The sequence below is a fragment of the Kitasatospora sp. NPDC096077 genome (genome assembly GCF_040303245.1).
Taxonomy (GTDB): Bacteria; Actinomycetota; Actinomycetes; order Streptomycetales; family Streptomycetaceae; genus Kitasatospora.
Map to the genome: position 1 here is coordinate 27265 of NZ_JBEOSV010000012.1, position 11767 is coordinate 39031.

Sequence of the window (11767 nt, forward strand, 5' to 3'; positions counted from 1 at the left end):
GGGCGCGGCGGGCCCCCCGCCCGCCGCGGCCGGCGGGGGGGCCCGCGCCCCCCCCCCCCGCGCCCCGGTGTGCCGGGTGGCCCCCCGACCACCCGACGTCAGAGGGCGGCGGCCAGCTCGGTGCCCTGCTTGATCGCGCGCTTGGCGTCCAGTTCGGCGGCCACGTCGGCACCGCCGATCACGTGCACGGTCAGGCCGCGCCCGCGCAGCGCCTCGGCGAGCTCGCGGCGCGGCTCCTGGCCGGTGCAGAGCACCACGGTGTCCACCGGCAGGAGTCGGCGTTCGCCGTCGACGGTGTAGTGCAGTCCGGCGTCGTCGATCAGGTCGTAGGTGGCGCCGGCGACCATCACCACGCCGCGGTGCTTGAGTTCGGTGCGGTGGATCCAGCCGGTGGTCTTGCCGAGGCCGGCGCCGACCTTGGTGGTCTTGCGCTGCAGCAGGTGGACGCTGCGCGGGGGCGTGGGCCGCTCGGGGGCGCGCAGGCCGCCGCGCTCGCGGTACTCCGGGTCGATGCCCCACTTCGCCTGGAACACCGGGGGTTCGAGGCTGGCCCGGTCGCCCTGGTCGGTGAGGAACTCGGCCACGTCGAAGCCGATCCCGCCCGCGCCGAGGACGGCGACCCGCCGGCCGACCGGTGCGCCGTCGCGCAGCACGTCCAGGTAGCCGACCACACTGGGGTGGTCAATTCCCGGGATGTCCACGGGAGTTCGGGGGGTGACGCCGGTGGCGAGGACGAGTTCGTCGTGCCCGGCGTCGGCGAGCTGCTCGGCGGTGGCGAGGGCGCCGAGGCGCAGGGTGACGTCCAACTCGGCCAGCCGGGTGCGGTAGTAGCGCAGCGTCTCGTCGAACTCCTCCTTGCCGGGGACGAGTCGGGCGAGGTTCAGCTGTCCGCCGACGGTGTCGGCCGCGTCGTACAGGGTGACGGCGTGGCCGCGTTCGGCGGCGGAGACGGCGAACGCGAGGCCGGCCGGTCCGGCCCCGACCACGCCGACGGACTTGCGCAGCTTCGTGGGGGCGAGCACGAGTTCGGTCTCGTGGCAGGCGCGCGGGTTGACCAGGCAGGAGGTGATCTGCAGGTTGAAGGTGTGGTCCAGGCAGGCCTGGTTGCAGCCGATGCAGGTGTTGATGGAGTCGGCGCGGTCGGCGCCCGCCTTGGCGACGAAGTCGGCGTCGGCGAGCAGCGGGCGGGCCATCGAGACCAGGTCGGCGCTGCCGTCGGCGAGCAGCCGCTCGGCGATCTCGGGGGTGTTGATCCGGTTGGTGGTGACCAGCGGGATGCCGACCTTGCCCATCACCCGCTTGGTGACCCAGGCGAAGGCGCCGCGCGGCACCGAGGTGGCGATGGTGGGGATCCGGGCCTCGTGCCAGCCGATGCCGGTGTTGATGATCGTCGCCCCGGCGGCCTCGACGGCCTGGGCGAGCAGGACCACCTCGTCCAGGGTGGAGCCGCCGGGGACCAGGTCGAGCATGGAGAGCCGGTAGACGATGATGAAGTCCTCGCCGACCCGCTCGCGGACCCGGCGGACGATCTCCACCGGGAGGCGCATCCGGTTCTCGTACGTGCCGCCCCACTCGTCCGTGCGGTGGTTGGTGGCGGCGACGATGAACTCGTTGATCAGGTAGCCCTCGGACCCCATGATCTCGACGCCGTCGTAGCCGGCCCGGCGGGCGAGTTCGGCGCAGCGGACGAAGTCCCCGACGGTCTGCTCGACCTGTTCGGCGGTGAGTTCATTGGGCACGAAGGGGCTGATCGGGGCCTGCAGGGCGCTGGGGGCGACCAGGTCGCGGTGGTAGGCGTAGCGGCCGAAGTGCAGGATCTGCAGGGCGATCCGGCCGCCGGCGGCGTGCACGGCCGAGGTGATCTCCCGGTGCTTGTCGGCCTCCTCCTCGGTGGTCAGCATCGCGCCGCCCTCCCAGGGGCGCCCGGCCTCGTTGGGGGCGATGCCGCCGGTGACGATCAGGCCGACGCCGCCGCGGGCGCGCTCCGCGTAGAAGGCCGCCATCCGCCGGTAGCCGTCGGGGGCCTCCTCCAGGCCGACGTGCATCGAGCCCATGATCACCCGGTTGGGCAGGGTGGTGAAGCCGAGGTCGAGCGGGCTGAGCAGGTGCGGGTAGCGGCTGCTGCCGGGGGTCGAGCTCATCGACGTCTCCTGAGGGGGCGGCCCGTGCGGGGTGTTCCGGCGGAATTGTTACCGCAGGGTAGGCGACGGTCGACCCGCTATGCAACTAGTTGCATAGCACCGGTGGAGAAGCCCTCGCACGCCCCGCTCCGCCGCGTATCGTCGTGTCCCGAGATCGCGAACGCCCGACGGGACGAACGAGAGCAGATCGTCGTATCCCGAGATCGCGAACGCCCGACGGGACGAACGAGAGCAGAGCGAGAGGGGACGATCGTGCGGGGTGGCTCGGTGGCCGTGGTCGGCGGCAGCATCGCCGGGAGTGCCTTCGCCGGGGCGGCCGCCCGGCTCGGCGCGGAGCGGGTCGTGGTGCTGGAGCGCACCCCGGGCCGACTGGAGGACCGCGGCCTGGGGATCTGCACCCAGAACGACCGCTTCGCCGAACTGGTCGAGGCCGGCCACCTGGCGCCGGACACCCGCCGGCACCGGCTCACCGTGCGCCGCTGGGTCACCCGGGGACGGGCCGGCGAGGGCGACGGCCCGAACGGCCGCGGGCGGGCCCTGTGGACCCAGCCCTTCCCGTTCCACTCGCACCACTGGGCGGTGCTCTGGCAGGCCCTGCGCGAGCGGACGCCGGAGACGGTGGAGTACCGGCTGGGCAGCACGGTGACGGCGGTCGGCGGCGACCGGGACGGCGCCTGGGCCGAGCTGGCCGACGGCACCCGGGGCGAGTACGACCTGGTGATCGGCGCGGACGGCTACCGGTCGGTGGTCCGCGCGGCGGTCTGCCCGGAGGCGGTGCCCGAGTACGCCGGGTACGTCGCCTGGCGCGGCAGCTACGACTCCGCGCTGCTGGACGGGCTGCCCGGCGGGGCGGGCGCCTGGCCGGAGGACGAGTGCGCGACCGTCTGCTACCCCGGCGGCCAGGTCGTGCTGTACCGCATCCCCGGACTCGCACCGGGCAGCACCCTGGTGAACTGGGTCTTCTACGCGCCCACCCCGGACTGGTACCGGCCGGACGGCCCGACGGCCTTCGGCGCGGGCGCCCTCAGCGGCGAACAGCTCGACGGGATGCGGGAGTTCGCACAGCGGTGGCTGCCGCCGTACTGGGCCGGCGTGATCGCGCTGACGCCGCCCGAACGGACCCTGCTGCAGCCGATCTACGACCTGGCGACCCCGTACCGCACCACCGGGCGGCTGCTCATCGGCGGGGACGCGGCCAGCATCGTCCGCCCGCACAACACCGCCGGCGCGGTGAAGGCCCTCCAGGACGCCCACGCCCTGGAACACGCCGGGCGACGGGCGGCGGGCGGCTCCTGGGCGTCGCTGCTGGCCGACTACGACCGCGAACGGACGGCGGCCGGACGGGAGTTGGTGGAGCTGGGCCGAACCCTGGGGCAGGCGCAGGTGACCGCGGCACCGGACTGGTCGACCATGGACGAGTCGGCCATGGCCACCTGGTGGCAGCAACAGCTCAACGGCGGCGGCGCGTTGGGCGGATCCGGCTTCGGCGGGCACGCGCTCGGGCGGGCCGGCTGAGCCGACCCGCCCGGGCGGGATCCCGCGGGAGGATCAGACGTTGACGCCGTAGTCGGTGGCGATGCCGCGCAGGCCGGAGGCGTAACCCTGGCCTATCGCACGGAACTTCCACTCGGCACCGTTGCGGTACAGCTCGCCGAAGACCATCGCGGTCTCGGTCGAGGCGTCCTCGGTCAGGTCGTAGCGGGCGATCTCCTGCCCGTTGGCCTGGTTGAGGATCCGGATGAAGGCGTTGCGGACCTGCCCGAAGTTCTGCAGCCGGGCGTCGGCGTCGTAGATCGACACCGGGAAGACCACCTTGGCGACGTCCACCGGCACCCGGGACAGGTCGACCTTGATCTGCTCGTCGTCGCCGTCGCCGCCACCGGTCAGGTTGTCGCCGCTGTGCTCGACCGAACCCTCGGGGCTGCGAAGGTTGTTGAAGAAGACGAAGTGCTGGTCCGAGACCACCTTGCCGAGCGCGTTGCACAGCAGCGCACTGGCGTCCAGGTCGTAGTCGGCCCCGGTGGTGGTGCGCACGTCCCAGCCGAGGCCCACGATCACGGCGCTCAGACCGGGCGCCTCCTTGCTCAGCGAGACGTTGCCGCCCTTGGCCAGCGAAACTCCCACAATGCCCTCCTCGGATCTCTCCCTGCGGACGAATCTACAACACTGTAGAGATCACGAGAATCCGTCTGCGGGCGGGCCCCGCCCCGGGGATTTCTCAGGGGTCCGGGCGGGAACCGATCAGCCCCCGCGTGGTCCCTCCGCACACCGAGCACCGTAGCGGCCGGAGCGCCGGACGAACAGGACCGCCCTAGACTGGCGATGATCCCCGGCCGCACCCGTTCCGAGGTCCTCGCGGGAGGCATCCCATGCGCCAGCGGTACAGCTTCCACCTCGACCAGGGCGGGCACTCGGTCACCGTCAACGTCCGCTCCGGGCTGATCACCGAGACCGAGCTGCTGGTGGACGGCAAGGAGTGCGCCTTCCACCGCGTCCACGGCCACGGCGGCTACCCACTGACGCTCTCCGGGCAACTCGCCGAGGAGCCGCCGCAGCCGCTGTCCGTCCGGCTGGACCGGACCGGCCGGGCGGAGCACCCGCTGGCCTGCGTGCTGGAACTCGCGGGCGTCGAACACCCGATGCCGGAGCGCACCGCGCGCTGAGACCGGCGGCGATCCCGCCGAGGACCGTCCGCTACTCCGCGGCGACCTCCCCGAGGACCGTCCGCTACTCAGCGGCGATCCCGCCGAGGATCTCCTCCACCGCCGCCCGGGCCCGCTCCGCGTCCTCCGCGACCAGCCCGATCCTGGTCCGCCGGTCCAGCACGTCGGCGACGTCCAGCGCGCCCTCGTGGGTGATCGCGTACGCGACCTCGGCGCGGGTCACGTCCAGTCCCTCCGCCAGCGGCGCCGACTCCCCGGCCGCCAGCACCTCGTGGGTCAGACCGCCGTGCCGGGCGATCAGCGAGACGGGCACCCCCTGGACGGGCAGCGGGCGGCTGTCCCGGTGTCCGGGGGCGCCGACCAGCGGCAGCCGGGCCGTCCAGCAGGTGCGGGCAGGCAGGCCGCGCAGCCGGACGGCGGTGTCCACCGCGTCCTCGGCCATCCGCCGGTAGGTGGTGAGCTTGCCGCCGACCACGGTGATCACCCCGGACGGGGACTCCAGCACCGCGTGCTCGCGCGAGATGTCGGCGGTGTTCCCGCCCCCGGTGTCGATCAGCGGGCGCAGCCCGGCGTAGGCGCCGCGCACGTCCGCCCTGGTCAGCCCGGTGGCGAGGGCGGCGTTGACGGTGTCCAGGAGGAAGGTCAGCTCGGCCTCGGTGGGCTGCGGCTCGTCCGGGATCGGGCCCGGGGCGTCCTCGTCGGTCAGCCCGATCGCCACCCGGCCGAGCTGCTGGGGCAGCGCGAAGACGAAGCGGCTGGTGGAGCCGGGCACCGGCACGGTGAGCGCGGCGGCCGGGTGGCCGAGGGTGGCGGCGTCCACCAGCAGGTGGGTGCCGCGGCTGGGCCGCAGCGTGATCGAGGTGTCGACCTCGCCCGCCCAGACGCCGGTGGCGTTGACCACCGCGCCCGCGGTGACGGTCAGCGTCTGCCCGCTCAGCGCGTCGACCAGCCGGGCGGACGTCCCGGTGACCTCCTCGGCCCGCACCCGGGTCAGCACGCTCGCGCCGTACTGCGCGGCGGTGCGCGCCAGGGCGACCACCAGCCGTGCGTCGTCGACGAGTTGGCCGTCGTGCGCGACCAGCGCACCGCGCAGACCGGCCGTCCGGACGCCCGGCACCAGCTGCTTCGTCCGGGCCGCGTCGATCCGGCGCACCCGGGGCAGCAGCCGGCCCGGCGTGCCGGCGCTCAGCCGCAGCGCGTCCCCGGCGTGGAAGCCGGTCCGGATCAGCGCGGCCTGGCCCGGGCGCAGCAGGTCGGGGAGCAGCGGCACCAGTTGGGGCAGGGCGCGGACCAGGTGCGGGGCGGTGCGGGTCATCAGTACGCCGCGTTCGACGGCGCTCTCCCGGGCCACCTTGACCCGCCCGGAGGCGAGGTAGCGCAGGCCGCCGTGCACCAGCTTGGAGCTCCAGCGGCTCGTACCGAAGGCGAGGTCGCGGGCCTCGACCAGCACGGTCCGCAGACCGCGCGCGGCGGCGTCCAGCGCCACCCCGGCGCCGGTCACGCCGCCGCCGATCACCAGCAGGTCGATCCGCGGATCGGCGGCGAGCGCTTCCAGCTCCCGCATCCGGCGGACGGCGTCGAGCCGGGCGGTTCCCGCGTACGGGCTGGCCACGGAGGTCATGGGGCGAGGTATCCGTTCAGTGCTCTGGCCAGTTCGCGCCGCCAGGCCGCCTCGGGCAGCAGGGAGGCGACCATGCGGTGCGACTGGACGGTGGACTGGGCGATCAGCAGGACCATGGCGGCCAGTTCGGTCGGCTCGCCGGCCCGGACCGAGCCGTCGGCCTGGCCCCGTTCGATGCCGGTGCGCAGCGCTTCCAGCAGACCGCGCTGGCTGGCGCCGAGCCGCTCGACCACGTACTGGAGCATCAGGTCGGAGTCGTCGGAGTGGAGCAGGGCGCCGAGCACCGGGTGGTCGCGCAGCTGCACGGCGACCTCGACCACTCGGTCCACGAAGGCCTCCCGACCGGGCACCTCCAGCGAGGTGCCCTCCAGGGTGGCCAGGATCTCGCGGGTGAGCAGCGCGCCGATCACCGCCTGGACGTCCGGCCAGCGCCGGTAGACGGTCGGGCGGCTGACCCCGGCCCGGCGGGCGATCTCGGCCAGCTGGGTGCGGCGCACGCCGAGATGCACGACCAGGTCGGCGGCGGCGTCCAGGATCGCGTCGTCGGTGCTGCGGGTGGCTCCGCTGCGGGGCGGCCGGGGCTCGGCGTTACTACTTGACATGATGTGTGAAACTGTAACGCATGGCACCTGAGACGCAAGCGGGAGCGGCCGGCGCCGCGCTGCCGCTCCCCCCGATGAAGTGGAACGCCTGGGGAGACCCGGCCCTCGCCAAGGAGCTGTCCGCCGACATCAAGGGACTGCTCGCCGCCGCCCTCGGCGTCACCGGCGACGCCGCCCCCGGACCGGAGGCCGCCGAGGTCGCGCTGCGCCCGTCCCGGATCACCTCCGAGGACCTCACCGCGCTGGCCGCCGCCGTCGGCGCGGCGCACGTCAGCGCCGCCGACGCCGACCGGCTGCCCCGGGCCGGCGGCAAGTCCACCCCCGACCTGCTGCGCCGCCGCAGCCGCGAGCCCCAGGACGCGCCGGACGCCGTCGTCGTACCCGGCGACGAGGCGCAGATCGCCGCCGTCCTCGCCGTGTGCGCCGAACGCGGCATCGCCGTCGTGCCGTTCGGCGGCGGCACCAGCGTCGTCGGCGGCCTCGACCCCGAGTGCGGGCCGCTCCGGGCCGTGGTCTCGCTCGACCTGCGCCGCCTCGACCGGCTGCACTCCCTGGACGAGACCTCCGGCGAGGCCGTGCTCGGCGCCGGACTCACCGGCCCCGCCGCGGAGGCGCTGCTCGCCGAACGCGGCTGGGAACTCGGCCACTACCCGCAGAGCTTCCGCTACGCCACCATCGGCGGCTTCGCCGCCACCCGCTCCTCCGGCCAGGACTCGGCCGGCTACGGGCGCTTCGACGAGATGGTCCGCGGGCTGCGCGTGGTCACCCCGGCCGGCACGCTCGACCTCGGCCGCAGCCCCGCCTCCGCCGCCGGACCCGACCTGCGCCAGCTGTTCCTCGGCTCCGAGGGCACCCTCGGCGTGATCACCGCCGTCCGGCTGCGCGTCCACCCGCTGCCCGCCGTCAAGACCCACGAGGCGTGGAGCTTCCCCGACTTCGCCACCGGCACGGCCGCGCTGCGCGCCGTCGAGCAGCAGGGCACCGGCCCCACCGTGATCCGGCTCTCCGACGAGGCCGAGACCATGGTCAACCTCGCCATGACCGAGCAGATCGGCGGCACCCCCGCGGTCAGCGGCTGCCTGGCCGTCACCGTCTTCGAGGGCGGCGCCGAGCAGGCCGCCGCCCGGCACGCCCTCACCCGCGAGGCACTGCTCGCGGCCGGCGGCACCTCCCTCGGCGAGGCGCCCGCCCTGGCCTGGGAGCACGGCCGCTTCAACGCCCCCTACCTGCGCGACTCCCTGATCGGTGCGGGCGCGCTGTGCGAAACCCTGGAGACGGCGGCCAGTTGGGAACAGCTGCCGGCCCTGCGGTTCGCCGTCACCGAGGCGCTCACCACCGCGCTGCCCGGCGCGCTCGTGCTCTGCCACATCTCGCACGTCTACCCGACCGGCGCCTCGCTCTACTTCACGGTCGTCGCCGCGCTCGGCGAGGACCCGCTCACCCGCTGGGGCGCCGCCAAGCGGGCCGCCGGCGACGCCATCATCGGCGCGGGCGGCACCATCACCCACCACCACGCGGTCGGCGCCGACCACCGGCCGTGGATGACCGAGGAGATCGGCGACCTCGGCGTGCGCATCCTGCGCGCCGTCAAGGCCGAACTCGACCCGGCGGGCATCCTCAACCCCGGCAAGCTGATCCCGTAACCGGCCCGGCGGGTCGGTCCTTCTGCGGCCGACCCGCCGACTCCGTTGACCGAGAGTTGACCGAGAGGGGAGTTGGGCCCATGACCGGCCCGAGAACCGTCCACAGGGTCGTCGTTCTCAGCAATCCGGCGGCGGGCATCGGCCACGCCGAACCCGCCGCCCGCCGGGCCGTCGCCCGGCTGCGCGGCCTCGGGATCGAGGTCGACCCGCAGGCCGGGCGCTCCGCCGAGGACGCCGTCCGGCTCGCCCGCGAGGCGGCGGCCGGCGGGGCCGACGCGGTGGTCGTGGTCGGCGGCGACGGCATGATCAACCTCGCCCTCCAGGCCCTGGCCGACACCGCCGTCCCGCTCGGCGTCGTACCGGCGGGCACCGGCAACGACCACGCCCGCGAGTACGGACTGCCGATCGGCGCCCCCGAGGCCGCCGCCGACGTGATCGCCGCCGGCCGCACCCGGAGCATCGACCTCGGCCGGATCACCGGACCGGACGGCAGCGTCCGCTGGTACGGCTCGGTCCTCGCCACCGGCTTCGACTCACTGGTCAGCGACCGGGCCAACCGGCTGCGCTGGCCGCGCGGCCGGATGCGCTACAACCTGGCCATCCTCGCCGAGTTCGCCAACCTGCGGCCGCTGCCGTTCCGGATCACCCTCGCCGACGGCACCGTCATCGAACGCGAACTCACCCTCGCCGCGGTCGGCAACTCCCGCAGCTACGGCGGCGGCATGCTGATCTGCCCCGCCGCCCTCCCGGACGACGGCCTGCTCGACCTCACCCTGGTCGACGCCATGCCCCGGCTGAGGATCGCCCGCTTCTTCCCCACCCTCTTCAAGGGCACCCACGTCAGCCACCCGGAGGTCACCACCCTGCGCACCGAGTCCCTCCGGATCGAGTCGCCGGGCATCACCGCCTACGCCGACGGCGAGTTCATCACCGACCTCCCGGTCGAGATAACCGTCCGCCGCGAGGCCCTTCACCTGCTGGTCCCCTGAGTCCCTGAGGCCCCTCCCGACCGGCGGCGGCCCGCCGGGAGGGGCCTCAGGCCTCCTCGGCCGCCGTCACAGGTGCGCTCCGACCTGGGTCACAGGCCCTGGCCGACGAACTCCGCGCGGCGCAGGCGGAAGACCACGGTGTGTCGCAGCGGGCCGGCCGGGGTGGTGGGGTCGTCGAAGTCCTCGGCCGGGTCGTGGGTCATCCCGAGGCGGCGCATCACGGCCTGGGAGCGCAGGTTGCCCGCGGTGGTGAGGGCGAGGACCTCGGGGAGGGCGAGCGGGCCGAAGCCGTGGGCGAGGACGGCCCGGGCGGCCTCGGTCGCGTAGCCGTGGCCCCAGGCGGAGCGGGCCAGCCGCCAGCCGATCTCGACCCCGCCGACCGGGGCCTCGTCGTCGACGTCGTCCAGGCCCACGAAGCCGATGAACTCCCCGCTCCCCCGCACCTCGACGGCCAGCCAGCCGTACCCGCGCCGCTCGATCGCCGCCTCGTAGCGCGCCACCGAGGCGTCGGTCTGCTCCCGGGTGAGGAGGCCGCCGAGGTGCTCGCGGATCTCCGGGTCGGCGTTCATCGCGGCCCACGGTGCGAGGTCGGACTCCCGCCAGCGGCGGATCAGCAGGCGGTCGGTGCGCAGTTCGTTCATGTCCCCCACCCAACGGCACCGCAGCCACCCCGGGCAAGCCGGTTCCGGGGGCGCCCGCCGGGCGGTCAGATCCCCCGGGTCGCGGTGATCCGCCCCGCGTCGATCGCCTCGACGAGTTGCCGGTGGTCGGCCGCCGAGCGGTCCGCGTAGCGCAGGGCGAAGTCGGCGACGGCCTCGGCGAAGGTGTCGGCCGTGCCCAGGTAGCCGGTGATGGCGAGCCGGTCGCCGGTGCGGGCGTGGGCGCGGGCCAGGGTGCGTCCGCACAGCTCGGCGTAGGCCCGCAGGCCGCCGGCGGTCATGGTGTCGACCTCCGCCGAGCCCTTCATGTCGCGCAGTTGGCGGCCGTAGTAGTGCCGCCCGGCGGGGTCGGTGGTCCAGCCGAGGAAGATGTCGCTGGCGGCCTGCAGCAGGTGCTGCCCGGTGACCACCCGGCGCCCGCCGTGGTGGACGGCGACCTCGGCGTCCAGCCGGGTGGGCGGCAGGTGGTCCTCCAGCACCGACCGGCCGGCCTCCTTGAGCTGCAGGAACAGCGGGTCGCGGTGGTCCCGGCCCTCCAGCAGGACGATGTAGCAGCGGGTCCCGACGCTGCCGACGCCGACCACCTTCATCGCCGCGTCGACGAAGCGGTAGCGGTCCAGCAGCACCCGACGGTCCTCGGCGAGGCCGGCCCGGTAATCGCTGAACACCTTGCCGATGGCGCGCAGTTCGGTCCGTTTCAGCTCTTCGATGAGCGGCGGCGCGCTGATGATCCGGCACCGTCCGTCCCGTTCCTCGGCGAGCTTGCCGAAGGCCTGGAGGCTGGTGCGGCGCCGGGCGTGGTCGAGGTCGGCGGCGACGGCCTTGCGCCGCCGGGCCTTGCGGATCCGCTCCGGCAGGTCGGCGGCGTCCACCCGGCTGTACCAGACGGCGAGTTCGCCGAGTCCGGCCAGTCGGCGCATCGCGGCGGCGTAGCCCAGGGCGGCGGTGCGGGCGGCGCGCCGGGCGCCGTCGTCGTCCTGGCCGTTGCCGCGGGCGGCGACCGCGATGCTGGCGGCGAGCCGTTTGAGGTCCCATTCGAACGGTCCGGGGTGGGTCTCGTCGAAGTCGTTGACGTCGAAGAGCAGTGCGCGTTCCGGTGAGGCGTACACCCCGAAGTTCAACAGGTGGGCGTCGCCGCACAGTTGGACGGTCAGCCCGGTGTCGGGGACGGCGGCGAGGTCGGCGGCCATCACGGCGGCGGCGCCGCGCAGGTAGGTGAACGGACTGTCGGCCATCCGGCCGTAGCGGATCGGCAGCAGTCGGGCGACCCGGTCCGCGTCCTGGCCCGCCAGGACGGCGAGCGGGTCGGGCCGGTCGGCGGACGGGATCCAGCGGCCGTGCTCGGAGCGGGAGATCCGTTCCCGGGCGGCCCGCCCGGTGCGGCGGCGTTCGGCGGGGGTGGTCATGGCGGTGGCTCCGTCCGTCGAGGGTGTCGCGGGTGTGGGCACA

Annotated in this window: 10 protein-coding genes; 4 read left to right on the plus strand and 6 right to left on the minus strand. The window is 74.5% G+C overall.

The window, feature by feature from the left end:
• Positions 1-98: 98 nt before the first annotated feature.
• Entirely contained in the window at positions 99-2141 is a 2043-nt protein-coding gene (locus ABTZ03_RS14255) for an oxidoreductase (RefSeq protein WP_350513220.1), read from the minus strand.
• Positions 2142-2393: 252 nt separating this feature from the next.
• On the opposite strand from ABTZ03_RS14255, the gene ABTZ03_RS14260 reads away from it, so the two are divergent.
• Positions 2394-3656 (plus strand): FAD-dependent monooxygenase, encoded by a 1263-nt coding sequence (locus tag ABTZ03_RS14260; protein ID WP_350513221.1) that lies wholly within the window; start codon positions 2394-2396, stop codon positions 3654-3656.
• A gap of 33 nt (positions 3657-3689) precedes the next feature.
• Here ABTZ03_RS14260 and ABTZ03_RS14265 read toward each other — a convergent pair whose 3' ends face one another.
• On the minus strand, positions 3690-4265 hold the full coding sequence (locus ABTZ03_RS14265; RefSeq protein WP_350513222.1) for a TerD family protein: 576 nt from the start codon (positions 4263-4265) through the stop codon (positions 3690-3692).
• A gap of 245 nt (positions 4266-4510) precedes the next feature.
• Between ABTZ03_RS14265 and ABTZ03_RS14270 the strand changes: the two genes are divergently transcribed.
• On the plus strand, positions 4511-4804 hold the full coding sequence (locus ABTZ03_RS14270; RefSeq protein ID WP_350513223.1) for a hypothetical protein: 294 nt from the start codon (positions 4511-4513) through the stop codon (positions 4802-4804).
• Between the two features lie 64 nt (positions 4805-4868).
• On the opposite strand, the gene ABTZ03_RS14275 is transcribed toward ABTZ03_RS14270, so the two are convergent.
• Positions 4869-6425, minus strand: coding sequence for a glycerol-3-phosphate dehydrogenase/oxidase (locus ABTZ03_RS14275; protein WP_350513224.1), 1557 nt, complete (start codon positions 6423-6425; stop codon positions 4869-4871).
• The gene (locus tag ABTZ03_RS14280; protein WP_350513225.1) at positions 6422-7027 is read right to left on the minus strand and encodes a TetR/AcrR family transcriptional regulator; all 606 of its coding nucleotides are present in this window, start codon (positions 7025-7027) and stop codon (positions 6422-6424) included. Before ABTZ03_RS14280 ends, ABTZ03_RS14275 begins: the two co-directional genes overlap by 4 nt.
• A 20-nt stretch (positions 7028-7047) precedes the next feature.
• Between ABTZ03_RS14280 and ABTZ03_RS14285 the strand changes: the two genes are divergently transcribed.
• Positions 7048-8670: an FAD-binding oxidoreductase gene (locus ABTZ03_RS14285; RefSeq protein WP_350513226.1), complete on the plus strand. Its 1623-nt coding sequence runs from the start codon at positions 7048-7050 to the stop codon at positions 8668-8670.
• An 80-nt stretch (positions 8671-8750) separates the two neighbouring features.
• The gene (locus ABTZ03_RS14290; protein ID WP_350513227.1) at positions 8751-9659 is read left to right on the plus strand and encodes a diacylglycerol kinase; all 909 of its coding nucleotides are present in this window, start codon (positions 8751-8753) and stop codon (positions 9657-9659) included.
• Positions 9660-9748: 89 nt separating this feature from the next.
• Here the strand turns inward: ABTZ03_RS14290 and ABTZ03_RS14295 are convergent, their stop codons facing one another.
• Together ABTZ03_RS14295 and ABTZ03_RS14300 are read right to left on the minus strand one after the other, a co-directional pair.
• Positions 9749-10300 carry a GNAT family N-acetyltransferase gene (locus tag ABTZ03_RS14295; RefSeq protein ID WP_350513228.1) on the minus strand — a complete coding sequence of 184 codons (552 nt, stop codon included), beginning with the start codon at positions 10298-10300 and terminating at the stop codon, positions 9749-9751.
• A 65-nt stretch (positions 10301-10365) separates the two neighbouring features.
• A complete protein-coding gene (locus ABTZ03_RS14300) occupies positions 10366-11724 on the minus strand; it encodes a DUF2252 domain-containing protein (RefSeq protein ID WP_350513229.1) in 1359 nt (452 codons plus the stop codon).
• Positions 11725-11767 lie beyond the last annotated feature (43 nt).

Excerpts from the sequence above, each read along its gene's own strand:
- ABTZ03_RS14255 (WP_350513220.1), bottom strand. The coding sequence starts at position 2,141 with ATGAGCTCGACCCCCGGCAGCAGCCGCTACCCGCACCTGCTCAGCCCG.
- ABTZ03_RS14270 (WP_350513223.1), top strand. The coding sequence starts at position 4,511 with ATGCGCCAGCGGTACAGCTTCCACCTCGACCAGGGCGGGCACTCGGTC.
- ABTZ03_RS14275 (WP_350513224.1), bottom strand. The coding sequence starts at position 6,425 with ATGACCTCCGTGGCCAGCCCGTACGCGGGAACCGCCCGGCTCGACGCC.
- ABTZ03_RS14280 (WP_350513225.1), bottom strand. The coding sequence starts at position 7,027 with ATGTCAAGTAGTAACGCCGAGCCCCGGCCGCCCCGCAGCGGAGCCACC.
- ABTZ03_RS14285 (WP_350513226.1), top strand. The coding sequence starts at position 7,048 with ATGGCACCTGAGACGCAAGCGGGAGCGGCCGGCGCCGCGCTGCCGCTC.
- ABTZ03_RS14290 (WP_350513227.1), top strand. The coding sequence starts at position 8,751 with ATGACCGGCCCGAGAACCGTCCACAGGGTCGTCGTTCTCAGCAATCCG.
- ABTZ03_RS14295 (WP_350513228.1), bottom strand. The coding sequence starts at position 10,300 with ATGAACGAACTGCGCACCGACCGCCTGCTGATCCGCCGCTGGCGGGAG.
- ABTZ03_RS14300 (WP_350513229.1), bottom strand. The coding sequence starts at position 11,724 with ATGACCACCCCCGCCGAACGCCGCCGCACCGGGCGGGCCGCCCGGGAA.